Below are 21967 nucleotides of genomic sequence, written 5' to 3' on the forward strand. Positions count from 1 at the left end.
TGCCCTCCCCTTGGCACGCCATCGAGCTCTCGAAGTGGTGGCCGCATCTCAGCACGGATCCGGCGGCCCGGCCAAGAGGATGGGTGAAACTTTTCACAAAGTCGTGGGACTTGACCGCCCGGAGGTTTGGGAGCGTTCCGGGCGGTGTCGTGTCCCGCCGCTCAGCTCATCCGCAGCGCCAGGAAGAAATCGAGCTTGTCCTCCAGGCGCGACAGATCACGTCCCGTCAACTGCTCGATCCGCCCGACGCGGTAGCGCAACGTGTTGACGTGCAGGTGGAGCCGGGTGGCGCAGCGCGTCCAGGAGCCGTCGCTGGCGAGGAAGGCCTCCAGGGTCGGGATCAGCTCGGCGCGGTGGCGGCGGTCGTAGTCGCGCAGCGGGTCCAGCAGCCGGGCGGTGAAGGCCCGGCGCACGTCGTCGGGGACGAAGGGCAGGAGCAGGACGTGCGAGGCCAGCTCCTGGTGGCCGGCCGCGCAGACCCGGCCGGAGCGCGCCGCGGCGACCCGCCGCGCGTGCCGCGCCTCCTCCAGCGCGCCGCGCAGCCCCTCCGCCGAGTGCACGGCCGCGCTGACGCCGAGCGTGACCCGCCCGTCGCCGTCCAGCCCCGCCGACAGCGGTTCCCGGACGGCCTCCAGGAGCACGTCCGCGAGGATGCCGGTCTCGGAGCCGTCGTGCTCGGCGGAGACCGCCGGCAGCGGCACGAGGGCGATGGCCTCGTCGCCGGTGTGGGCGACGGCGATGCGGTCGGAGTGCTCGGGCCCCGTGGCGAGCGGGTCGACGAGGATCTCCTCCAGCAGGGTCTGGGCGACCGGCCCGGTCGCGGAGCCGTCGTTCTCCCACTCGACCCGGGCGACCACCACCTGCCAGTGCGGGGCCGCGCCGAGGCCCGGCAGCAGCACCGGCGCCGCGACCCGCAGCCGGGCCGCGATCTCGGCGGGCGCGGCGCCCGTCTGCACCAGCTCCAGGACCTCCTGCGCGAGCCGCCTGCGGACCGTGCGGGCCGCGTCCCGCCGGTCGCGCTCGACGGCGATGAGCTGGGTGACGCCGTGGAGCAGGTCGAGCCGCTCCTCGGCCCAGTCCCCGGCGTCCGCCTCCACCACCAGCAGCCAGTCGGACAGCACCGTCTCGCGCACGTCCCGCGCGGCCTGCGGTACGCGCGCCGCGCCCGGCGTGCGGTGCCCCGCGGCGCGCACCGGGAAGAGGCTGTACGTCGTCGGGCCCAGGGACACCCGGTGCGGTGCCCGCCGGCCCGCCCGGGTGGCGGCCAGATGCTCCGCCGCGAGCTTCGCGCACACCTCGGCGGGCAGCGCGGGACCCGCGTCCTTGGGACCCGCGACCGGCCGCCCGGTCGGCGAGAGCACCCAGGCCCGCAGGTCCAGGTCCGTGCCGAGCAGGTCGAGGACGACGTCGGGGCCGCCGCCCGCGGGGCCCGAGGTCATCATCCGGCGGTGCCGGTCGACCACGGCCGCGAGGTCCCCGGCCCGCTCTCCGGAGACCTGGCGGACCACGTGCTCGGTGATGGTCGCGAAGGCCACCGACTCGTTCACCGCGAACAGCGGCAGCCGGTGCCGCACGCACGCCGCCACCAGGTCCTCCGGGACGCTGCCCAGCTCCGCCTCGCCGGCGGCGAGGGCGGCCACGCCGGACTGCACGAGGAGGCGGACGAACGGCTCGGAGTCGTCGGCGTCCCGGCGCCAGGCCAGGCCGGTGAGGACCAGCTCGCCGCCGGAGAGATAGCGGCTGGGGTCCCGCAGGTCGGTGGTCATCACGCCCCGGACGGAGCGGTCCAGCTCGTCCTCGCCGCCGAGCAGCTTGAGGCCCAGCGCGTCGGTGTCCAGCAGTGCGCGCAGCCGCATTCTCGTCGCCGCCGTTCTTTGTCTCGAAGTGTTCCAGGTCACGCGCTTGGGTCGTGCGTTTCCGGAGGAAAGCGAGGAGGTTACTGAGGACCTCCTTTCATACGAATCTACAAGATGCCTGGGCTGGCCAGCCAACTCCTTCATGGTTTCTGCGACTGACCCTGGTGGAGCACCGGGCGGTGTACTGAGCCCACTCCACGTGAACAGCACATGAACGAGCCGGGCCCGCCGCACACGGATTGGCTCAATCTGTACGACCACCAGACGAAGACGAAGAAGAGAGCCGGTCATGGACTTCCTTCGCCCCGCCAGCTGGGAGGAGGCGCTCGCCGCGAAGGCCGAGCACCCCACCGCTGTGCCGATTGCGGGTGGCACCGACGTGATGGTCGAGATCAACTTCGACCACCGCAGGCCCGAGTACCTGATGGACCTGAACCGCATCGGCGACCTCTGCGAGTGGGAGGTCGGCGAGGACTCCGTGCGGCTCGGCGCCTCCGTCCCGTACACCCGGATCATGGACGCCCTCCGCACCGAACTCCCCGGACTCGCCCTCGCCTCGCACACGGTCGCCTCCCCGCAGATCCGTAACCGCGGCGGCGTGGGCGGCAACCTCGGCACCGCCTCCCCGGCCGGCGACGCGCACCCCGCGCTGCTCGCCGCCGGGGGGGAGGTCGAGGTCGAGTCGGTGCGCGGCAAGCGCCTCATCCCGATCGACGAGTTCTACAAGGGCGTCAAGCGCAACGCGCTGGAGCCCGACGAGCTGATCCGCGCAGTGCACGTCCGCAAGGCCGACGGCCCGCAGCAGTTCTCCAAGGTCGGCACCCGCAACGCCATGGTCATCGCCGTGTGCGCCTTCGGACTGGCCCTGCACCCCGAGACCCGCACGGTCCGCACCGGCATCGGCTCGGCGGCCCCCACGCCCGTACGGGCGAAGGCCGCGGAGGACTTCCTGAACGCCGCGCTCGACGAGGGCGGCTTCTGGGACAACGGCAAGATCATCACGCCGTCGGTGGCCAAGCAGTTCGCGGACCTGTGCTCGGCCGCCTGCAACCCGATCGACGACGTCCGGGGCACCGCGAGCTACCGCCGCCACGCGGTCGGCGTCATGGCCCGCCGGACGCTCACCTGGACCTGGGAGTCGTACCGCGGCGCCCGCCACACCACGGAGGGAGCCGCGTAATGCGCGTCAACTTCACTGTCAACGGACGCCCGCAGGAAGCCGACGACGTGTGGGAGGGCGAGTCCCTCCTCTACGTCCTGCGCGAGCGGCTCGGCCTGCCCGGCTCCAAGAACGCCTGCGAGCAGGGCGAGTGCGGCTCCTGCACGGTCCGCCTGGACGGTGTCCCGGTCTGTTCCTGCCTGGTCGCGGCCGGTCAGGCGCAGGGCCGCGAGATCGTCACGGTCGAGGGCCTGGCCGACTTCGCCCAGCAGCGCGCCGAGGGCTGCGCGAGCGGCGCCTGCGGCGGCGGTGGTGGCGAGGGCAAGGGCACTTCGCTCGACGAGGCCAAGCGCTGGCAGGCCGCGGGCACCGACTCGCAGACCGGCGAGGGCACCGAACTCGCGCCCATCCAGCAGGCGTTCATCGACGCCGGCGCCGTCCAGTGCGGCTTCTGCACGCCCGGCCTGCTGGTCGCCGCCGACGAGATGCTGGAGCGCAACCCGAACCCGACCGACGCGGACATCCGCGAGGCGCTGTCGGGCAACCTGTGCCGCTGCACGGGCTACGAGAAGATCATGGACGCGGTCCGGCTGGCCGCGGCCCGCCAGTCCGAGGGGGTCTGAGCATGGCTGCCAACGGCGCACCCACCAAAATCACCCAGGGTTCGAAGACCAAGGGCGGTATCGGCGAGTCGACGCTCCGCCCGGACGGCACCCTCAAGGTCACCGGCGAGTTCGCCTACTCGTCCGACATGTGGCACGAGGACATGCTCTGGGGCCAGATCCTGCGCTCCCCGGTCGCCCACGCCGAGATCGTGTCCATCGACACGGGCGAGGCCCTCGCCATGTCCGGCGTCTACGCCGTCATGACCTACGACGACCTGCCCACCGAGATCCGCAACTACGGCCTGGAGATCCAGGACACCCCGGTCCTCGCGCACGGCAAGGTCCGCCACCACGGCGAGCCGGTCGCCATCGTCGCCGCCGACCACCCGGAGACCGCGCGCCGCGCCGCCGCCAAGATCAAGGTGGAGTACCGGGAGCTGCCCGTCATCACCGACGAGGCCTCCGCGACCGCCCCGGACGCGATCCTCGTCCACGAGAACCGCGACGACCACCACATCGGCCACGTCCCGCACCCCAACATCGTGCACCGCCAGCCGATCGTGCGCGGTGACGCCGACGCGGCCGCCGAGCGGGCCGACGTGATCGTCCGGGGCGAGTACTACTTCGGCATGCAGGACCAGGCCTTCCTCGGCCCCGAGTCCGGCCTCGCCGTGCCCTCCGAGGACGGCGGCGTCGAACTGTACGTCGCCACCCAGTGGCTGCACTCCGACCTCAAGCAGATCGCCCCGGTCCTCGGCCTGCCCGAGGACAAGGTGCGCATGACGCTGTCCGGCGTCGGCGGCGCGTTCGGCGGCCGCGAGGACCTGTCGATGCAGATCCACGCCTGTCTGCTGGCGATGCGCACCGGCAAGCCGGTCAAGATCGTCTACAACCGCTTCGAGTCCTTCTTCGGCCACGTGCACCGCCACCCCGCGCGGCTGTACTACGAGCACGGCGCCACCAAGGACGGCAAGCTCACCCACATGAAGTGCCGGATCGTCCTGGACGGCGGCGCCTACGCGTCCGCCTCCCCGGCGGTCGTCGGCAACGCCTCCTCGCTGTCCGTCGGCCCGTACGTGATCGACGACGTGGACATCGAGGCCGTCGCCCTCTACAGCAACAACCCGCCCTGCGGCGCCATGCGCGGCTTCGGCGCGGTCCAGGCGTGCTTCGCCTACGAGGCGCAGATGGACAAGGTGGCCAAGGAACTCGGCATGGACCCGGTGGAGTTCCGCCGGATCAACGCCATGGAGCAGGGCACGATCATGCCGACCGGCCAGCCGGTCGACTCGCCCGCCCCGGTCGCCGAACTCCTGCGCCGCGTCAAGGCGATGCCCCTGCCCCCCGAGCGCCAGTGGGAGTCCAGCGAGGGCTCCGACGTGCGCCAACTGCCCGGCGGCCTGTCCAACACCACGCACGGCGAGGGCGTCGTCCGGGGCGTCGGCTACGCGGTCGGCATCAAGAACGTCGGCTTCTCCGAGGGCTTCGACGACTACTCCACCGCCAAGGTGCGCATGGAGGTCGTGGGCGGTGAGCCCGTCGCCACGGTCCACACCGCCATGGCGGAGGTCGGCCAGGGCGGCGTCACCGTCCACGCGCAGATCGCCCGCACCGAACTCGGCGTGACCCAGGTGACCATCCACCCGGCGGACACGCAGGTCGGCTCGGCCGGTTCGACCTCGGCCTCCCGGCAGACGTACGTCACCGGCGGCGCCGTGAAGAACGCCTGCGAGCTGGTCCGCGAGAAGGTCCTGGAGATCGGCCGGCGCAAGTTCGGCTCCTACCACCCGGCCTGGGCCACCGCCGAACTGCTCCTGGAGGGCGGCAAGGTAGTCACCGACGGCGGCGAGGTCCTCGGCGACCTGGTAGACGTCCTGGAGGGCGAGGCGGTCGAGGTCGAGGAGGAGTGGCGGCACCGGCCCACCGAGGCCTTCGACCTGCGCACCGGCCAGGGCAACGGCCACGTGCAGTACTCCTTCGCCGCACACCGCGCCGTCGTCGAGGTCGACACCGAGCTGGGCCTGGTCAAGGTCGTCGAGCTGGCGTGCGCCCAGGACGTCGGCAAGGCGCTCAACCCGCTCTCCGTGGTCGGCCAGATCCAGGGCGGCACCCTCCAGGGCATGGGCATCGCGGTGATGGAGGAGATCGTCGTCGACCCCAAGACCGCCAAGGTCAGGAACCCGTCCTTCACGGACTACCTGCTGCCCACCATCCTCGACACGCCGACCATCCCCGTCGACGTGCTCGAACTCGCCGACGACCACGCGCCGTACGGGCTGCGCGGCATCGGCGAGGCCCCCACCCTGTCGTCCACCCCGGCGGTCCTCGCGGCCATCCGCAACGCGACCGGGCTGACGCTCGACCGCACGCCCGTACGACCGGAGCACCTCACCGGCAAGGCGTGAGCAGACCTCCGGGCGGCGCACGGAACGTCACACACTCCGCGCCGCCCGGAGCACACCGCGGGTCCCGCTCCGCTCGCGGGCCCCGCAGCACCACCACGCACGCGTACCACCACCCATGCGTTCGTCTCGGGCCGTCCCCCGGGTCGTGCACATCCCAAATCCCCGCGGCCGCCCCAGCGGACTCGCGCGGGTGCCCCTTTGAACCTTGGGAGACGGCCCCATGACCCAGCAGTCCGTGGAGCCCAGGACCACCGCCGAGGAGGCGGGAGCGGGTTCCCGCGTCCCCGCCGGCAGGTCCTGGCTCGACCGGTACTTCCACATATCCCACCGGGGATCGACGGTCGCGCGTGAGGTGCGCGGCGGCATCACCACCTTCATGGCGATGGCCTACATCGTCCTGCTCAACCCCGTGATCCTGTCCGGCAAGGACGCCGCGGGGGACACCCTGGGCCAGAAGGCCCTGATCACCGCGACGGCGTTCGCGGCGGCGCTCACCACGCTCCTGATGGGCTTCGTCGGCAAGGTGCCGCTCGCCCTGGCCGCCGGGCTCTCGGTCTCCGGCGTGATCGCCGGGCAGGTGGTGCCCCAGATGACCTGGCCGCAGGCCATGGGCATGTGCGTGATGTACGGCGTGGTGATCATGCTCCTCGTGGTCACCGGGCTGCGCGAGATGATCATGAACGCGATCCCGCTCGCCCTGAAGCACGGCATCACCATGGGCATCGGCCTGTTCATCGCGATCATCGGCCTGGTGAAGGGCGGCTTCGTCCACGCGGGCGAGGCGACCCCGCTCACCCTCGGCCCCGCCGGTGAACTCGCCGGCTGGCCGGTCCTGCTCTTCGCGGGCACCCTGCTCCTGATCTTCATGCTCCAGGCGCGCAACACCCCCGGCGCGATCCTGATCGGCATCATCGCCGGCACCGTCGTCGCCTCCGTGCTGAACGCGACCGGGGTCATCGACCCCAAGCAGTGGGCCAACGGCGCCCCCGAGCTGCACGGCAGCGCGGTCTCCATGCCGGACTTCTCCCTCTTCGGCGAGCTGGAGTTCGGCGGCTGGGGCGAGGTCGGCGCGATGACGGTCGGCATGATCGTCTTCACGCTGGTGCTGGCCGGGTTCTTCGACGCGATGGCCACCATCATCGGCGTCGGCACCGAGGCCAAGCTCGCCGACGACAAGGGCCGTATGCCGGGCCTGTCCAAGGCGCTGTTCATCGACGGCGCGGGCGGCGCCATCGGCGGCGTGGCGGGCGGCTCCGGCCAGACCGTCTTCGTCGAGTCCGCGACCGGCGTCGGCGAGGGCGCCCGCACCGGGCTCGCCTCTGTCGTCACCGGCCTGTTCTTCGCGGCCTGCCTGTTCTTCACGCCGATCACCGCGATCGTGCCCCAGGAGGTCGCCTCGGCCGCCCTGGTGGTCATCGGCGCGATGATGATGATGAACGCCCGGCACGTGGACTGGGCCGACCGGGCCACCGCGATCCCGGTCTTCCTGACCGTCGTCCTGATGCCGTTCACGTACTCCATCACGGCGGGCGTCGCGGCCGGCGTGATCTCCTACGTCGCCATCAAGGTCGCCCAGGGCAAGGCCCGGGAGATCGGCGTCTTCATGTGGGCCCTGACGGTGATCTTCGTCGTCTACTTCGCCCTCAACCCGATCGAGAACTGGCTGGGCGTGCACTAGCCGCCGCATCGGGAACCCTTCCCCTACCCCCTTGTCCGAGGAGACCGACAGATGCTGGACATTGCCGAAGAGCTGGACCGGTGGGTCGAGCAGGGACGCGACTTCGCCGTGGCCACCGTGGTGGCCGTCGGCGGCAGCGCACCCCGCCAGCCCGGCGCCGCCCTCGCGGTGGACGCCGGCGGCACGGTGATCGGCTCGGTGTCCGGGGGCTGCGTGGAGGGGGCCGTGTACGAGCTGTGCCGGCAGGCGCTGGAGGACGGCGAAACCGTGCTCGAACGCTTCGGCTACAGCGACGAGGACGCCTTCGCCGTGGGTCTGACCTGCGGCGGTGTCATCGACATCCTGGTCACACCGGTACGGGCGGCCGATCCCGCCCGCCCGGTGTACGCCGCCGCGCTCACCGCCGCCGCGCGCGGGGAGGCGGCGGCGGTGGCACGGATCGTGAGCGGTCCGGCGGAACTGACCGGCCGCGCCCTCCTCGTCCATCCCGACGGCTCGCACGAGGGCGGTTTCGGCGCCCATCCCGAGCTGGACCGCACGGTGGCCGCCGAGGCCGGCGCCTTCCTGGACAGCGGGCGCACCGGCACCCTGGAGATCGGAGAGCAGGGCTCGCGGTGCGGAGCACCGCTCACGCTGCTGATCGAGTCCTCGGTCCCGGCACCCCGCATGATCGTCTTCGGTGCGATCGACTTCGCCTCCGCGCTGGTGCGGGCCGGCAAGTTCCTCGGCTACCACGTGACGGTGTGCGACGCGCGCCCCGTCTTCGCCACCGCCGTCCGCTTCCCGGAGGCGGACGAGATCGTCGTCGAGTGGCCGCACGAGTACCTGGCCCGCACCGACGTGGACGCGCGGACGGTGCTGTGCGTGCTGACCCACGACGCCAAGTTCGACGTCCCGCTGCTGCGGCTCGCCCTGCGCCTGCCGGTGGCGTACGTCGGCGCGATGGGCTCCCGCCGCACCCACCTGGAACGCAACGCCCGGCTGCGCGAGGTCGGCGTGAGCGACCTGGAGCTGAACCGCCTCAGGTCACCCATCGGCCTGGACCTGGGCGCCCGCACCCCCGAGGAGACGGCCCTCTCCATCGCCGCCGAGATCATCGCGACCCGCCGCGGAGGCACCGGCACCTCCCTGACCGGCGCCCACACCCCGATCCACCACGACGGCCCGTCGTCCCCGACCCGGCGCATCGGCTCGGTGGCCTGACCGGCGCCGGCTGGTCAGGCCGGAGATCACTCAGCCGCTACGCCTGGCTGTCGCTTCGCATGGTGCGCGTGGCAGATCAGCGGCCGGGGGGAAGCCCAGCCTGTCGAGCAACGTGCTGAAGAGGTCCTCCACGGAGGACTCGTGTGAGCGAAGCAGCTCTTCGACCCTGACAGTAGTGCGGGGCGTCACGGGAAGGCCGGCGGTTGCGGCCCAGGCAACCGCGCCTTCGGCGTCGGCGGGAATCTCCGCCTCGATCTCCGCGCGCTGACGGCCGACCGCATCGTGGAATTCCGGTGTGTCCAGCCAGAGGAGCTGATCCTCGAGATCTTCGGGCTCCTCGGCTCGAAGCCTGGCGGCTACGTCCGGATTCAGCCACGCCTGCCAGCGCCGACCGGTGACGTCGAGCCCGGTCACGAGAGCGACGTCGCTGTCGTTGATCTGGGCGACACAGGCCGGTGCTCCGCTCCACCCGACCAGTCCGGGCAGGGCGCTGTCGTCCCATGTCCCGAAGTCGAACCGGAGCGTCTGCCAGCCGCTCGGCCGTGCCTCCCAGGTGACCACGGTGGCCTTGACGGCGTCATCGAGGCTGTCGAACACCGGAGCCTGCAACAGAGGCCGATCGCTGCGAGCGAAGACGAGGTCACCCGAGAATCCCATGACAGTTCCCCCTTGTGGATGGTGGACGCACCTTATGGGCTGCCGCTGACAACGGAGCACGCCTGGCGACCGCTTGCGGCCGGCCCGGACGCCCACTCTTCAGCCGGCCAGGCATCGGCGACCACGAAATCGCCCGTGGGTGTCGTGCGCGTCCGGGTGTCGCAGCCGTACGCCTGCGGGGAGCCCGGGGTTGTGGTGCCGGACGGAGTCGTCCGCGCGTACGAACGGCTCGTGTCGAGCGGCTTCACGAGTCGCCTCGCGCCCCGGGCGAGCGCAAGAGGCCGACCCTCACCTCGACCTCGTGAGTGACACCTCCGCCACCACCGGCCGGTGGTCCGAGGCTGCTGCCTCCTCGGGTACCGAGGCGCCGCGTACCCGCACGCCCTCGCCCACCGCCACGTAGTCGATCCGCTTCACGGGAGCCGTGGCCGGGTACGTGCCGCCGGTACGGGGGCCGGCGTCGTGCAGGTCGGTCCAGAGGGGCTGGAGTTCGGGTGCCGAGGGCTCCGCGTTGAAGTCGCCGAGCAGGATCTGTCGCGCCCCGGGCCGTGCCGCCCGCTCCCGCGCCATGATGCGCCGGGTGTCGGCCACCTGCGCCTCCCGGACCGCCGGGTCCGGCCGGTAGTCGAGGTGCGTCACGAACACCTGCACCGGCACCCCGCGCACCTTGAGCGTCACCTCCCCGAACCCCGGAGCGGGGGCCGGGACCGGGTTCTCGTCCTGCGTGGACAGGCGCGTGATCTCGTGGTTGGCCTCCGAACGGACCGGGAAGCGCGAGAGGACCGCCACGCCGTACTCGCGCCGCGGGCCCCCGGCCTCCACTGGGTCGAGGCTGTAGATCGGCGCGAACGACACCCGCATCCCGAGCCGCCGCGCCAGCTCCCCGGCGACGTCGAGCCCCTGGCTGCGCGCGCCCCAGTGCACGTCGACCTCCTGGAGGCCGATCACGTCCGCGTCGAGCGCGCGCAGCGCGGCCACCTGCCGGTCCAGGTCGAAGACGCCGTCGGCCCCGGTGCCGGCGTGGATGTTGTACGTGGCGACGCGCAGCGGGATCGAGGAGCCCGGCCCGGCCGAGGCGGGCGGCGCCGCCAGAGCCACCGTCAACAGGGCGCCGGTGAGGGACAGTTGCACGAGGACGCGCGAGCGGGGAGACATGCCGGCACGGTACGCGGGAAACGCCGGTCGCGCGGTGGCCGGCGCGAAGTCGCCCCGAAGCCGTCCCCCGCCCGCCACCGGGGGTTCACGGGTGGCGCAGCAGGTGGTTGACCGCCCGGCCGAAGACGTACCGCCCCGAACGGCCGAGGACCCCGTCGAAGAGGGAGGGCAGCGGGCGCACGCTCAACTCCTCGCGCCACAGGACCCGGGTGCGGCCGCCGGGGCCCGGGCGGACCTCGATCTCGGCCCAGCCCCGGACCAGCCGGCCCCGTTTCTCCAGGCGGCACAGCCCCGGGGTGTCGCCGGCCGAGGGCGGCTCCCAGAGGGTCACCTCCATCGTGTCGTCGAAGGCGAGCGGGCCGGTGCCGGTGCGGGCCACGATCACGGTGCCCCGGCGGGTGGGCCCGGGCGTGGCGACGGTGACCCGGGTGAGCGGCACGACGTCGCCGTGCCGCTGCCAGGCGGTGAGCCGGCGCCATGCCTCGTCCAGCGGGAGCGGGGCGGTACGTTCGAGCGAGAAGGTGACCACGTCACGATCGTAGGGAAATGATCCCGAGGACACCTCGCAACAGGCCCTAGCGGTACACCTTGCCCGGTTCGGCCTTCCCGGGCGCCAGCAGCTGGGGCACCGTCACGAAGACGTAGCCCCGCGCCTTGAGCGCGTCGATGATGCCGGGCACGGCCGGGACGGTGCCGTCGTAGATGTCGTGGAGCAGGATGATGCCGTCCCGGGAGGACTGGTCGAGGACGCGTTCGGTGATCAGGTCGGAGTCGTCGGTCTGGTAGTCCTTGGCTGTCACGCTCCACAGCACCTCCGCCAGCCCCAGCTCCCGGCAGATCTCGTGCACCGTCTCGTCCGTGCGGCCCTGCGGCGGGCGCATCAGGGTCGGGCGCTGCCCGGTCAGGCGCTCTATCTCCCGGTTGGGGCGCTCCAGCTCCTCGCGTATCTCGTCCGGTTCGGCGTCCGTGAGGATCTTGTGCGTCCAGGTGTGGCTGGCCACCTCGTGGCCCTCGTCGGCCATGCGTCGGACCAGCTCGGGATAGGTGTCGATGTGCCGTCTGCCGAGCAGGAAGAAGGTCACCGGGACCTGCTTCTCCTTGAGTATGTCGAGCAGCCGGGCGGAGTTCTCGCTCGGTCCGGCGTCGAAGGTCAGCGCGATGCACTTGACCCGGCCGCAGTCGGCCGTGCCGAACTCGGCCCGTGCCTGGGCGCCTGCCGCGCCCCGGACGGAGCTGGGGGAGGTCGTCTCCAGTTTCGTGCAGCCGCTCAGCGCGAGTGCGGCGGCGGCCGCGAGAGCCCCGAGCGCACGCAACCCGGTCCCTGATTTCGTCATCTTCCCGGTCGGCGTCGTCCCGGTCGGCGTCTTCTCGGCCGGCGTCTTCTTGGTCAGCGAAGGCATGCCGGGAATATACACATCGTGTATAGACGGGGTTCATAGTGCCCCTCGAATGGCAGTTCGGGGTAGTGGGGGCGTGCGCGGGGTTACTCAGCCGACACGGAAGTGACGGTGAGAGCGAGGAGAGACCCGTGAGCGAGACCCCCGTGGGCGGCAGCCCCGTGAGCAGACCTGTCTGGCGCCGGGCCCTGGTGACCGGTGGCGCCGGATTCGTGGGCTCCCACCTGTGCGGCCGGCTGCTCGGCACCGGCACCGACGTCGTGTGCCTCGACAACCTGGCCACCGGTTCGCGGAGCAACGTCGCCGACCTCGAACGGCACCGCGGCTTCCGCTTCGTCCATGCCGACGCCACCGACCCGGCGGCCCTGCGTGGCCTGCCCGGGCGGTTCGACCTGGTCCTGCACTTCGCCTGTCCCGCCTCGCCCGCCGACTACCTCCGGCTGCCCCTGGAGACCCTCGACGTCGGCAGCACCGGCACCCGCAACGCCCTGGAGCGGGCCCGCGCCGACGGCGCCCGCTTCCTGCTCGCCTCCACCTCCGAGGTCTACGGCGACCCGCTGGAGCACCCGCAGCGCGAGACGTACTGGGGCAACGTCAACCCGATCGGCCCGCGCAGCGTCTACGACGAGTCCAAGCGCTTCGCCGAGGCCCTGGTCACCGCCCACCGCCAGGTGCACGGCACCGACGCCGCCATCGTCCGCATCTTCAACACCTACGGCCCCCGCATGCGCACCGGCGACGGCCGCGCCGTCCCCACCTTCATCGCGCAGGCGCTGGACGGCATGCCCCTCACCGTCGCCGGCGACGGCGGCCAGACCCGCTCCCTGTGCTACGTCGACGACACCGTCGAGGGCGTCCTGGCCCTCGCCGCGTCCGGGGAGACCGGGCCGATGAACATCGGCGGCGCGGACGAGATCACCATGCTGGAGCTGGCCCGGCGCGTCGTCGAACTCACCGGCTCCGGCTCCCGCATCCGCTTCGTCGACCGCCCCGTCGACGACCCGGGCCGACGCAGGCCGGACACCACCCTGGCGCGGGAGCGGCTCGGGTGGCGGCCGCGGGTCGGGTGGAGCGAAGGGCTGGAGCGGACCATCGGCTGGTTCGCGCACTCCGTCGCCGCGTAGGCCCACGGGGGCGGCGGGAGCGGCGGAGGCCGCAAGGGTCGGGGGGCTCGGGGGTCGGGGGGCGGGGACGCCGGGGAGAGGGGCACTCCTGCGCTCACGCTCGGTGATTTGTCCGTTCTTTTCCGGAATTAAGCTGACTTCAAGTGTTTGAGGCTGGTGCGTGGCGGCACCCGCGACGCCAGACGAACCCCAGCAGTCCCCCGGGACGGAGCAAGCCCCATGCGCATCCTCGGTATCAACGCCCTGTTCCACGACCCGGCCGCCGCCCTCGTCGTCGACGGCCGTACCGTCGCGGCCGCCGAGGAAGAGCGCTTCAGCCGCCGCAAGCACGGCAAGCGCCCGGTGCCCTTCTCCGCGTGGGAGGTGCCGGAGCTGTCGGCCCGGTGGTGCCTGGAACAGGCCGGGGTCCGGGCCGAGGAGCTGGACGCCGTCGCCTACTCCTTCGACCCGAAACTGGCCCGGCCCGCCCGTGACATGGGCCTGGACGACCCCTGGGACCCGCTCCGCCTGGAGTACGCCCGCCGGGCGCCCGAGTTCCTCGCCGAGGCACTGCCCGGGCTCGACCCCGACCAGGTCGTCTTCGTCCCGCACCACGTGGCGCACGCCGCCTCCGCCGGACCGGCCTCGCCCCACCCCGACAACGACGTCCTCGTCCTCGACGGGCGCGGCGAGTCCGCCTCCCACCTGGCCGGCCGCTACCGCGACGGCAAGCTCGACACCCTCGCCGCCCAGGCCCTCCCGCACTCGCTGGGCCTGGTCTACGAGGAACTGACCGAGCACCTCGGCTTCCTGCGCAGCAGCGACGAGTACAAGGTGATGGCCCTCGCCTCCTACGGCACCCCCCGCCACCTCGACCGCCTGCGCGAGCACGTGCACGCCACCGGCGACGGCGGCTTCCGCGCCCACGGCGTCGACTGGGCGGCCCTCGCCCCGGCCCGCGCCAAGGGCGAGGACTGGACGCGGGACCACGCCGACCTCGCCGCGAGCACCCAGGCCGCGGTGGAGGAACTGCTCCTCGACCTCGTCCACTGGCTGCACCGCGAGGCCCAGGGAGAGGCGCTCACCATGGCGGGCGGCGTCGCCCTGAACTGCGTCGCCAACTCGAAGATCGCCGCCCGCGGCCCGTACCGGCACGTGTGGGTGCAGCCCGCCGCAGGCGACGCGGGCACGGCCCTCGGCGCCGCCCTGCACGTGGCCGCCCAGACGGCCGTCCCCGAGCCCATGCCCGGCGCCGACCTGGGCCGTGGCTGGAGCGACGAGGAACTCCGCGCCTGGCTGGAGACGGCCGCGATCCCGTACGAGGAACCGGACGACATCGCCGAGACGGTCGCCGAGGAACTCGCCCGCGACGGCGTCGTCGCCTGGTTCCAGGGCCGCAGCGAGTTCGGGCCGCGCGCCCTCGGGCACCGCTCCCTGATGGCGCACCCGGGCCGCGCGGAGAACCTGGAGCGGCTCAACCACGTCAAGGGCCGCGAGGAGTTCCGGCCGGTGGCGCCCATGGTGCTGGCCGACCGCGCCGCCGACCTCTTCACAGGACCGCTCCCCAGCCCGTACATGCTCTTCGTGCACGAGGTCGCCCCCGCGTGGCGCGACCGCATCCCGGCCGTCGTCCACGTCGACGGCACCGCCCGAATCCAGACCGTCGAGGAGCGCCGCGAGCCCCTCGTCGCCCGGATGCTCAGCGCCTTCGAACGGCGCACCGGGCTGCCCGTCGTCGTCAACACCAGCCTCAACACCGCCGGCCGGCCCATGGTCGACGACCCGCGCGACGCGCTGGAGTGCTTCGGCTCCGCACCCGTGGACCTACTGGCCATCGGCCCGTTCGCGGTGCGCCGGGGGAAGGCGTTCGCATGACCGGCACACCCGCGACCGGCGCGTCCCTGACCGGCTACGCCGTCGTCGTCCCCACCCTCGTACGCCACACGCTGGCCGACTGCCTGGCCGCGCTGGCCGCCGCGCACGGGCCCGGCCCCGACGAGATCGTCCTCGTCGACGACCGGCCCGGGCCCGACGCCGACCCGGCCGACCTGGAGCACCCGCTGACCGTCCTCGGCGACCTGCGCGAGCGCACGGTGGTGCTGCGCAGCGGGGGCCGGGGGCCCGCCGCCGCCCGCAACACCGGCATCCGCGCGGTCACCGCGCCCTGGACCGCGTTCCTCGACGACGACGTCCAGGTCGGCCCGCACTGGCGCGACCAGCTGATGCAGGACCTCGCCGAGGCCCCGCCCGACACGGGCGCGGTGCAGGGGGTGATCGCCGTTCCGCTGCCCGGCGAGCGCCCGCCCACCGACTGGGAGCGTGGCACCGCCGGCCTCGCGCGGGCCCAGTGGATCACCGCCGACATGGCCTACCGCACCGACGTGCTCAAAGAGGTCCACGGCTTCGACGAACGCTTCACCCGGGCCTTCCGTGAGGACGCCGACCTCGCGCTGCGCGTCCTCGACGCGGGCTGGCGCATCCGGCGGGGCCGCCGCACCACCCGCCACCCCGTGCGCCCCGCCTCCCGCTGGGTCTCCCTCAAGCAGCAGCGGGGCAACGCCGACGACGCCCTGATGCGGCGGCTGCACGGCCCCGAGTGGTGGGCCAAGGCGGTGGCGCCCAGGGGCCGGATCAGGCGCCACGCGGCGATCACCGCGGCCGGGGCCGCCGCCGTCGCCCTCGCCGTCGCCGGCCGCCCCCGGGCCGCCGCCGTCGCCGGCCTGGGCTGGGCCGCGGGCACCGCCGAGTTCGCCCGGGCGCGGATCGCCCCGGGCCCCCGCACCCGCCAGGAGGTCACCACCATGCTGGTCACCAGCGCGCTCATCCCGCCCGCCGCGACCTGGCACCGGCTGAGCGGACTGTGGCGGCACCGCTCCGCCCCCGCCTGGCGGGAGGTGGCCGCATGAGCCCCGTCCGGGCCGTGCTCTTCGACCGCGACGGCACCCTCGTCCACGACGTCCCCTACAACGGCGACCCCGAGCGGGTCCGGCCCGTCGACGGCGCCCGCGAGGCGGTCGCGCTGCTGCGCGCCCACGGCATCCGCGTCGGCGTCGTCACCAACCAGTCCGGCGTCGCCCGCGGTCTGATCAGCGAGACCGACGTCCGCCACGTCAACCGGCGCATCGACGACCTCGTGGGCCCCTTCGACGTCTGGGCGATCTGCCCGCACGGCCCCGACGACGGCTGCCGCTGCCGCAAGCCCCGGCCCGGCCTGGTCCTCCACGCGGCCGACCGCCTCCGCGCCGCCCCCGCCGACTGCGTCGTCATCGGCGACATCGGCGCCGACACCGAGGCCGCCACCCGGGCGGGGGCCCACGGCATCCTCGTCCCCAACGCGCGGACCCGCCCCGAGGAGACCGCCGCCGCGCCCCACGTCGCCCCCGACCTGCTCACCGCCGTACGGGCGCTGCTCGACGCCCCGCTCCCGGTCGGCACCCCGGCGGACGCCGGGAGCGGTGCCCCCGCCGGGACCGCGGCGTCCCGCGGGCGTCCCGTCGCCGACACCCGCCGGAGGACGCGATGAAGGCGCTCGTCACCCGGCTGGACAGTTTCGGCGACGTGCTGCTCGCCGGGCCCGCCGTACGGGCCGTGGCCGCACGGGCCGACCACGTCACCCTGCTGTGCGGCTCGCGCGGCGCACCCGCGGCCCGGCTGCTGCCCGGCGTGGACGAGGTCCTGGTGTGGGACGCCCCCTGGGGCGGGTTCCGGCCGCCCGACGTCAGCCGCGCGGACATCGACGCCCTCGTGGACCGTATCGACGCCGACACCGCGCTGGTCCTCACCTCCTTCCACCAGTCCCCGCTGCCCACCGCCCTGGTGCTGCGCCTCGCCGGCGTCCGGCACATCGCCGCCGACAGCGTCGACTACCCCGGCTCGCTGCTCGACCTGCGCCACCGGCGCGCCCCGCACGCCCACGAGGTGGAGGCGGCGCTCGACCTCGCCGAGGCCGCCGGCTTCCCCCGGCCCGACGACGGGCGGCTGCGGGTGCACGCGCCGCCCCGCACCGAGGACCTCACCGGCCCCGGCCCCTACGTCGTCCTCCACCCGGGCGCCAGCGTCCCCGCCCGCGCCTGGAGCCCGGACCGCGCCGCCGAGGCCGTACGCGAACTGGCCGCCGCCGGGCACCGGGTGCTCGTCACCGGCGGCCCCGACGAGCGCGACCTCACCGCCCACGTCGCGGGAGGGCACGGCACCGACCTCGGCGGCCGCACCGAGGCCCCGGAGCTGTCCGGCGTCCTCGCGGGCGCGGGCGTCGTCGTCACCGGCAACACGGCGCCCGCCCACCTCGCCGCCGCCGTCGGCACCCCGGTGGTGTCCCTGTTCGCGCCCGTCGTACCGGCGGAGCGCTGGCGGCCGTACGGCGTCCCCTACCTCCTGCTCGGCGACCAGGACGCGCCCTGCGCCGACAGCAGGGCCCGGGACTGCCCCGTCCCCGGCCACCCCTGCCTGAACACCGTCACGGCGACCGACGTGGCCGCCGCCGTCGAGAAACTCCTGGGGGAGGCATGAGAATCCTCATCTGGCACGTGCACGGGTCGTGGACCACGGCCTTCGTGCAGGGCCCGCACACCTACCTCGTCCCCGTCACCCCGGACCGCGGACCCGACGGCCTCGGCCGCGCCCGCACCTGGGACTGGCCCGACTCCGTGGTCGAAGTGGAGCCGGAGCGGCTGCGCGACGAGCACGTCGACCTCGTGATCCTCCAGCGGCCGCACGAACTCGCCCTGGTCGACCGGTGGCTCGGCCGCCGTCCCCCGCTGCTCTACCTGGAGCACAACGCCCCCGACGGGAACGTGCCCGACACCCGCCACCCCGCCGCGGACCTCCCCGGCACCACCCTCGTCCACGTCACCCACTTCAACCGGCTGATGTGGGACGCGGGTCCCGCCGAGACGGCCGTCGTCGAACACGGCATCGTCGACCCCGGCCACCGCTGGACCGGCGAACTGGAACGCGCCGCCGTCGTCGTCAACGAGCCGATCAGGCGCGGGCGCACCACCGGCACGGATCTCCTCCCCGAGTTCTCCCGCGCCGCCCCGCTCGACGTGTTCGGCATGCGCACCGAGGGACTCGCCGCCCACCTCGGCCTCGCCCCCGACCGCTGCCGCACCCGGGACGTCCCCCAGGCCGACCTGCACAGCGAGCTGGCCCGCCGCCGCGTCTACGTCCACCCCGTCCGGTGGACCTCGCTCGGCCTGTCCCTGCTGGAGGCCATGCACCTGGGCATGCCCGTGGTCGCCCTCGCCACCACCGAGGTGACCGAGGCCGTGCCGCCGGGCGCCGGGGTCGTCTCCAACCGCATCGACGTACTGACCGACGCCGTACGCGGCTTCCTCGCCGACCGGGCGCACGCGCGGACGGCCGGCGAGGAGGCCCGCGCGGCGGCCCTCGCCCGCTACGGGCTGTCCCGCTTCCTGGACGACTGGGAGCGGCTGCTGAAGGAGGTCACCCGATGAGGATCGCCATGGTGTCCGAGCACGCGAGCCCCCTCGCCGCGCTCGGCGGCGTCGACGCCGGCGGACAGAACGTCTACGTGGCCCGCCTCACCGAGGAGTTGGCCAAGCGCGGCCACGACGTCACGGTCTACACCCGCCGGGACGCCACCGACCTGCCCGACCGGGTGCCCGTGCCCGGTGGCGCGGTCGTCGAGCACGTGCCCGCCGGACCACCCACGGCCGTCCCCAAGGACGAACTCTTCCCGCACATGCCCGCCTTCGGCGCCCACCTGGCCCGCGCCTGGGCGAGGGAGCGGCCCGACGTGGTGCACGCCCACTTCTGGATGTCCGGCATGGCCGCGCAGATCGGCACCCGCCCGCACGGCATCCCGCTCGTGCAGACCTTCCACGCCCTCGGCACCGTCAAGCGGCGCCACCAGGGCCTGCGGGACACCAGCCCGTACGAGCGCGTCGGCATCGAGCGGCAGCTCGGCCGCGCCTGCCAACGGGTCCTGGCCACCTGCACCGACGAGGTCGTCGAACTCGGCGACATGGGCGTACCGCCCCGGCAGATCTCCGTGGTGCCCTGCGGCGTGGACGTCGACCACTTCCACCCCGCCGCCGACACCGGCCGCACCCCCGAGAGACGCCGGCGCCACCGCCTGCTCGCCTGCGGCCGGCTCGTGCCCCGCAAGGGCTACGACCAGGCCGTACGGGCCCTGGCCCACATCCCCGACACCGAACTCCTGATCGCCGGCGGCCCGCCCGCCGGAGCCGTCGACGCCGACCCCGAGGCCCGGCGCCTGACCGCGCTCGCCCACCGCGTCGGCGTCGCCGACCGGGTCCGGCTGCTCGGCGCCGTCGACCCGGACGACATGCCCGCCCTGCTCCGCAGCACCGACCTGGTGCTCTGCACCCCCCGCTACGAGCCGTTCGGCATCGTGCCGCTGGAGGCGATGGCCTGCGGCGTGCCGGTCCTCGCCACCGACGTCGGCGGCCACCGCGACTCCGTCGCCGACGGCATCACGGGCCGCCTGGTCACCCCGCGGGACCCGGACGCCGTCGCGGAAGCCGCCCGGGAACTCCTCGCCGACGAACGGCTGCGCCGCCAGTACGGCAGGAACGGCCGCGAACGCGTCCTGAGGCACTACACCTGGGCGCGCGTCGCCGACGGCGCGGAACAGGTCTACCGCCTGACCCTCGCCGACCACGCACTGTCGAAGGAGGTGGCGTGATGACCGTGCACCCGCCCGTCGTCGGGCACTGCGACGAACTCCAGGAAGCGCTGGGGGCGTTCCGTGCCTCCGCGCACATCACCGAACGCTGGGGCCGGCGGCTCGCCGCCGTGCTCGCCGGCGGCGGCCGGCTGCTGGCCGCGGGCAACGGCGGCAGCGCCGCCCAGGCCCAGCACCTCACCGCCGAGATCGTCGGCCGCTACCGCGACGACCGGCCGCCGTTCTCCGCGATCGCCCTGCACGCCGACACCTCCAGCACCACCGCCATCGCCAACGACTACGGCGTCGACGAGGTGTTCGCCCGCCAGGTCCGCGCCCACGGCCGCGACGGCGACGTCCTGATGCTGCTCTCCACCAGCGGCGCCAGTGCCAACCTGCTCTCCGCCGCGGACGCCGCGCGCGCCGCCGGGGTACGGGTGTGGGCGCTGACCGGCTGCGAACCCAACCCCCTCATGGCGGGCAGCGACGAGTCCCTGTGCGTGGCCGCCCCCTCGACGGCCACCGTCCAGGAGATCCACCTGGTCGCCGTGCACATGATCTGCGCGGCCTTCGATGCCGCCCTGGAACAGGGTGTGCGCGGCACGGCACGGGACGGCGGAGGTGACGGAACGCATGGCTGACCGGACCCCCCTGGTCGTCGTCGGCGACGCCCTCCTCGACCGCGACCTCACCGGCTCGGCCGACCGGCTCGCCCCCGACGCGCCGGTCCCGGTGGTCTCCGAGTGCGCGGAACGCGTACGGCCCGGGGGAGCGGCCCTCGCCGCGTACCTCGCCGCACGCGACGGCCGCGAGGTCACGCTGATCACCGGCCTGGGCGACGACCCGGCCGGCCTCGCCCTGCGCGAACTCCTCGAACCCTGGCTGACGCTGGTCCCCCTCCCGCTCACCGGCACGGTGCCCGAGAAGACCCGCGTGCTGGCGCAGGGCAGCCCCGTCGTCCGCCTCGACCGCGGCGGCGGCCGGGTCCGCGAGGCCACCGAGGAGGCCCGCGCCGCGCTGCGCGACGCCCGTGCGGTCCTCGTCTCCGACTACGGCCGCGGCGCCGCCGACGCCCTGCGCGACGTACTGGCCGCGCGCCCGCCCCTGGTCTGGGACCCGCACCCGCGCGGGGGCCCGCCGGTGCCCGGCACCCGGCTGGTGACCCCGGCCGAGAAGGAGGCGCACGGCTTCGCGCCCCGGGACGGCCGGGCGGGCGGAGGGCTGCGCGCCGCCGCCCTCGACGCCGCCGCGCTGGTGCGCGACTGGCGGGTGGCCGCGGTGACGGTGACCCTGGGCTCCCGCGGCGCCCTCCTCTCGTACGGCGAACACCCGCTGCTGGTCCCCGCCCCCGGCGCCCACCACGGCGACGCGTGCGGCGCGGGCGACCGGTTCGCCGCCACCGCCGCCGGACTGCTCGCCGACGGGGCACTCGTGGGGGAGGCCGTCGAGGGCGCGGTGGGCGCCGCGACGGCGTTCGTCGCCGCCGGCGGGGCCGGCGCCCTGCCCCCGGCCGGCTCCGGCCCGGCGTCCGCCCCGCACGCCGACTCCGACGACCCGCGGGCCCTGACCGCCCGCGTCCGCGCCCAGCACGGCACGGTGGTCGCGGCGGGCGGTTGCTTCGACCTGCTGCACGCCGGCCACGTCGGTCTCCTCCAGGCCGCCCGGCGGCTCGGCGACTGCCTCGTCGTCTGCGTCAACTCCGACGCCTCCGTCCGGCGCCGCAAGGGCGACGGCCGCCCCGTCAACCCCCTCGCCGACCGCGTCCGCGTGCTGCGCGCCCTGGCCTGCGTCGACGCCGTCGCCGTCTTCGACGAGGACACCCCCGAACGCCTCCTCGGCGACCTGCGCCCCGACGTCTGGGTCAAGGGCGGCGACTACGCGGGCGCGGACCTCCCCGAGGCCGCGCTCCTCCAGGAGTGGGGCGGCCAGGCGGTCCTCCTGCCCTACCTGGACGGCCGCTCCTCCACGGCCCTGCTGGCCCGGGCGGCGGAGGGGGTCCGATGACACGGTCCACACCGGAACCCGGGGCGGCTTCCCCGGTTCCGGGCCCGGCGTACACGGCTTCCGGCCCGGCGTACACGGCTTCCGGCCCGGCGCGGG

General features: G+C 74.0%; 19 protein-coding genes. 14 read left to right on the forward strand and 5 right to left on the reverse strand.

All coding sequences use genetic code 11. The features are described from left to right. Positions 1-161 precede the first annotated feature (161 nt). On the reverse strand, positions 162-1856 hold the full coding sequence (locus AC07FV_RS10125; protein WP_479086067.1) for a PucR family transcriptional regulator: 1695 nt from the start codon (positions 1854-1856) through the stop codon (positions 162-164). A 289-nt stretch (positions 1857-2145) separates the two neighbouring features. Between AC07FV_RS10125 and AC07FV_RS10130 the strand changes: the two genes are divergently transcribed. The 5 genes from AC07FV_RS10130 (at position 2146) to AC07FV_RS10150 (ending at position 8906) form a co-directional block, all read left to right on the forward strand. Continuing rightward, complete coding sequence (locus tag AC07FV_RS10130) at positions 2146-3036, forward strand: FAD binding domain-containing protein (RefSeq protein WP_391968542.1); 891 nt, start codon at positions 2146-2148, stop codon at positions 3034-3036. Beyond that, positions 3036-3638, forward strand: a complete 603-nt coding sequence (locus tag AC07FV_RS10135) for a (2Fe-2S)-binding protein (protein ID WP_383639219.1) — start codon at positions 3036-3038, stop codon at positions 3636-3638. Before AC07FV_RS10130 ends, AC07FV_RS10135 begins: the two co-directional genes overlap by 1 nt. Before the next feature lie 2 nt (positions 3639-3640). After that, complete coding sequence (locus AC07FV_RS10140; RefSeq protein ID WP_479086069.1) at positions 3641-6025, forward strand: xanthine dehydrogenase family protein molybdopterin-binding subunit; 2385 nt, start codon at positions 3641-3643, stop codon at positions 6023-6025. A gap of 220 nt (positions 6026-6245) precedes the next feature. Then, a complete protein-coding gene (locus AC07FV_RS10145; RefSeq protein ID WP_479086071.1) occupies positions 6246-7703 on the forward strand; it encodes an NCS2 family permease in 1458 nt (485 codons plus the stop codon). A 51-nt stretch (positions 7704-7754) separates the two neighbouring features. After that, the gene (locus tag AC07FV_RS10150; RefSeq protein WP_479086072.1) at positions 7755-8906 is read left to right on the forward strand and encodes an XdhC family protein; all 1152 of its coding nucleotides are present in this window, start codon (positions 7755-7757) and stop codon (positions 8904-8906) included. A gap of 30 nt (positions 8907-8936) precedes the next feature. Here AC07FV_RS10150 and AC07FV_RS10155 read toward each other — a convergent pair whose 3' ends face one another. The 4 genes from AC07FV_RS10155 to AC07FV_RS10170 all read right to left on the reverse strand — a co-directional run bounded on the left by AC07FV_RS10155 (position 8937) and on the right by AC07FV_RS10170 (position 12118). After that, positions 8937-9563, reverse strand: a complete 627-nt coding sequence (locus AC07FV_RS10155; protein ID WP_479086074.1) for a hypothetical protein — start codon at positions 9561-9563, stop codon at positions 8937-8939. Between the two features lie 288 nt (positions 9564-9851). Then, positions 9852-10718, reverse strand: coding sequence for an endonuclease/exonuclease/phosphatase family protein (locus AC07FV_RS10160; protein WP_479086076.1), 867 nt, complete (start codon positions 10716-10718; stop codon positions 9852-9854). 85 nt (positions 10719-10803) lie between these two features. Next, positions 10804-11247: an SRPBCC family protein gene (locus tag AC07FV_RS10165; protein ID WP_383639247.1), complete on the reverse strand. Its 444-nt coding sequence runs from the start codon at positions 11245-11247 to the stop codon at positions 10804-10806. A gap of 46 nt (positions 11248-11293) precedes the next feature. Then, positions 11294-12118 carry a polysaccharide deacetylase family protein gene (locus AC07FV_RS10170; RefSeq protein ID WP_479086077.1) on the reverse strand — a complete coding sequence of 275 codons (825 nt, stop codon included), beginning with the start codon at positions 12116-12118 and terminating at the stop codon, positions 11294-11296. 128 nt (positions 12119-12246) lie between these two features. On the opposite strand from AC07FV_RS10170, the gene AC07FV_RS10175 reads away from it, so the two are divergent. The 9 genes from AC07FV_RS10175 to rfaE2 all read left to right on the forward strand — a co-directional run bounded on the left by AC07FV_RS10175 (position 12247) and on the right by rfaE2 (position 21871). After that, complete coding sequence (locus AC07FV_RS10175) at positions 12247-13239, forward strand: UDP-glucuronic acid decarboxylase family protein (RefSeq protein ID WP_479086078.1); 993 nt, start codon at positions 12247-12249, stop codon at positions 13237-13239. A 219-nt stretch (positions 13240-13458) separates the two neighbouring features. Continuing rightward, on the forward strand, positions 13459-15093 hold the full coding sequence (locus AC07FV_RS10180; RefSeq protein WP_479086079.1) for a carbamoyltransferase family protein: 1635 nt from the start codon (positions 13459-13461) through the stop codon (positions 15091-15093). Continuing rightward, positions 15090-16124 (forward strand): glycosyltransferase, encoded by a 1035-nt coding sequence (locus tag AC07FV_RS10185; RefSeq protein ID WP_479086080.1) that lies wholly within the window; start codon positions 15090-15092, stop codon positions 16122-16124. The genes AC07FV_RS10180 and AC07FV_RS10185 overlap by 4 nt, the downstream gene beginning before the upstream one ends. Then, positions 16121-16741, forward strand: a complete 621-nt coding sequence (locus AC07FV_RS10190) for a D-glycero-alpha-D-manno-heptose-1,7-bisphosphate 7-phosphatase (protein WP_479086082.1) — start codon at positions 16121-16123, stop codon at positions 16739-16741. Before AC07FV_RS10185 ends, AC07FV_RS10190 begins: the two co-directional genes overlap by 4 nt. Then, on the forward strand, positions 16738-17727 hold the full coding sequence (locus AC07FV_RS10195) for a glycosyltransferase family 9 protein (RefSeq protein WP_479086083.1): 990 nt from the start codon (positions 16738-16740) through the stop codon (positions 17725-17727). Before AC07FV_RS10190 ends, AC07FV_RS10195 begins: the two co-directional genes overlap by 4 nt. Continuing rightward, positions 17724-18674 carry a glycosyltransferase gene (locus tag AC07FV_RS10200; protein WP_479086084.1) on the forward strand — a complete coding sequence of 317 codons (951 nt, stop codon included), beginning with the start codon at positions 17724-17726 and terminating at the stop codon, positions 18672-18674. The genes AC07FV_RS10195 and AC07FV_RS10200 overlap by 4 nt, the downstream gene beginning before the upstream one ends. Beyond that, entirely contained in the window at positions 18671-19888 is a 1218-nt protein-coding gene (locus AC07FV_RS10205; protein ID WP_479086085.1) for a glycosyltransferase family 4 protein, read from the forward strand. The genes AC07FV_RS10200 and AC07FV_RS10205 overlap by 4 nt, the downstream gene beginning before the upstream one ends. Next, complete coding sequence (locus tag AC07FV_RS10210) at positions 19888-20508, forward strand: D-sedoheptulose-7-phosphate isomerase (protein WP_479086087.1); 621 nt, start codon at positions 19888-19890, stop codon at positions 20506-20508. The genes AC07FV_RS10205 and AC07FV_RS10210 overlap by 1 nt, the downstream gene beginning before the upstream one ends. After that, positions 20501-21871: a D-glycero-beta-D-manno-heptose 1-phosphate adenylyltransferase gene (gene rfaE2 / locus AC07FV_RS10215; protein WP_479086088.1), complete on the forward strand. Its 1371-nt coding sequence runs from the start codon at positions 20501-20503 to the stop codon at positions 21869-21871. The genes AC07FV_RS10210 and rfaE2 overlap by 8 nt, the downstream gene beginning before the upstream one ends. Positions 21872-21967 lie beyond the last annotated feature (96 nt).

This window comes from Streptomyces sp. NPDC045956 (assembly GCF_056430705.1).

Excerpts from the sequence above, each read along its gene's own strand:
- AC07FV_RS10140 (WP_479086069.1), top strand. The coding sequence starts at position 3,641 with ATGGCTGCCAACGGCGCACCCACCAAAATCACCCAGGGTTCGAAGACC.
- AC07FV_RS10125 (WP_479086067.1), bottom strand. The coding sequence starts at position 1,856 with ATGCGGCTGCGCGCACTGCTGGACACCGACGCGCTGGGCCTCAAGCTG.
- AC07FV_RS10205 (WP_479086085.1), top strand. The coding sequence starts at position 18,671 with ATGAGGATCGCCATGGTGTCCGAGCACGCGAGCCCCCTCGCCGCGCTC.
- AC07FV_RS10160 (WP_479086076.1), bottom strand. The coding sequence starts at position 10,718 with ATGTCTCCCCGCTCGCGCGTCCTCGTGCAACTGTCCCTCACCGGCGCC.
- AC07FV_RS10155 (WP_479086074.1), bottom strand. The coding sequence starts at position 9,563 with ATGGGATTCTCGGGTGACCTCGTCTTCGCTCGCAGCGATCGGCCTCTG.
- AC07FV_RS10210 (WP_479086087.1), top strand. The coding sequence starts at position 19,888 with ATGACCGTGCACCCGCCCGTCGTCGGGCACTGCGACGAACTCCAGGAA.
- AC07FV_RS10190 (WP_479086082.1), top strand. The coding sequence starts at position 16,121 with ATGAGCCCCGTCCGGGCCGTGCTCTTCGACCGCGACGGCACCCTCGTC.
- AC07FV_RS10195 (WP_479086083.1), top strand. The coding sequence starts at position 16,738 with ATGAAGGCGCTCGTCACCCGGCTGGACAGTTTCGGCGACGTGCTGCTC.
- AC07FV_RS10130 (WP_391968542.1), top strand. The coding sequence starts at position 2,146 with ATGGACTTCCTTCGCCCCGCCAGCTGGGAGGAGGCGCTCGCCGCGAAG.
- AC07FV_RS10200 (WP_479086084.1), top strand. The coding sequence starts at position 17,724 with ATGAGAATCCTCATCTGGCACGTGCACGGGTCGTGGACCACGGCCTTC.
- rfaE2 (WP_479086088.1), top strand. The coding sequence starts at position 20,501 with ATGGCTGACCGGACCCCCCTGGTCGTCGTCGGCGACGCCCTCCTCGAC.
- AC07FV_RS10145 (WP_479086071.1), top strand. The coding sequence starts at position 6,246 with ATGACCCAGCAGTCCGTGGAGCCCAGGACCACCGCCGAGGAGGCGGGA.
- AC07FV_RS10135 (WP_383639219.1), top strand. The coding sequence starts at position 3,036 with ATGCGCGTCAACTTCACTGTCAACGGACGCCCGCAGGAAGCCGACGAC.
- AC07FV_RS10185 (WP_479086080.1), top strand. The coding sequence starts at position 15,090 with ATGACCGGCACACCCGCGACCGGCGCGTCCCTGACCGGCTACGCCGTC.
- AC07FV_RS10170 (WP_479086077.1), bottom strand. The coding sequence starts at position 12,118 with ATGCCTTCGCTGACCAAGAAGACGCCGGCCGAGAAGACGCCGACCGGG.
- AC07FV_RS10180 (WP_479086079.1), top strand. The coding sequence starts at position 13,459 with ATGCGCATCCTCGGTATCAACGCCCTGTTCCACGACCCGGCCGCCGCC.
- AC07FV_RS10150 (WP_479086072.1), top strand. The coding sequence starts at position 7,755 with ATGCTGGACATTGCCGAAGAGCTGGACCGGTGGGTCGAGCAGGGACGC.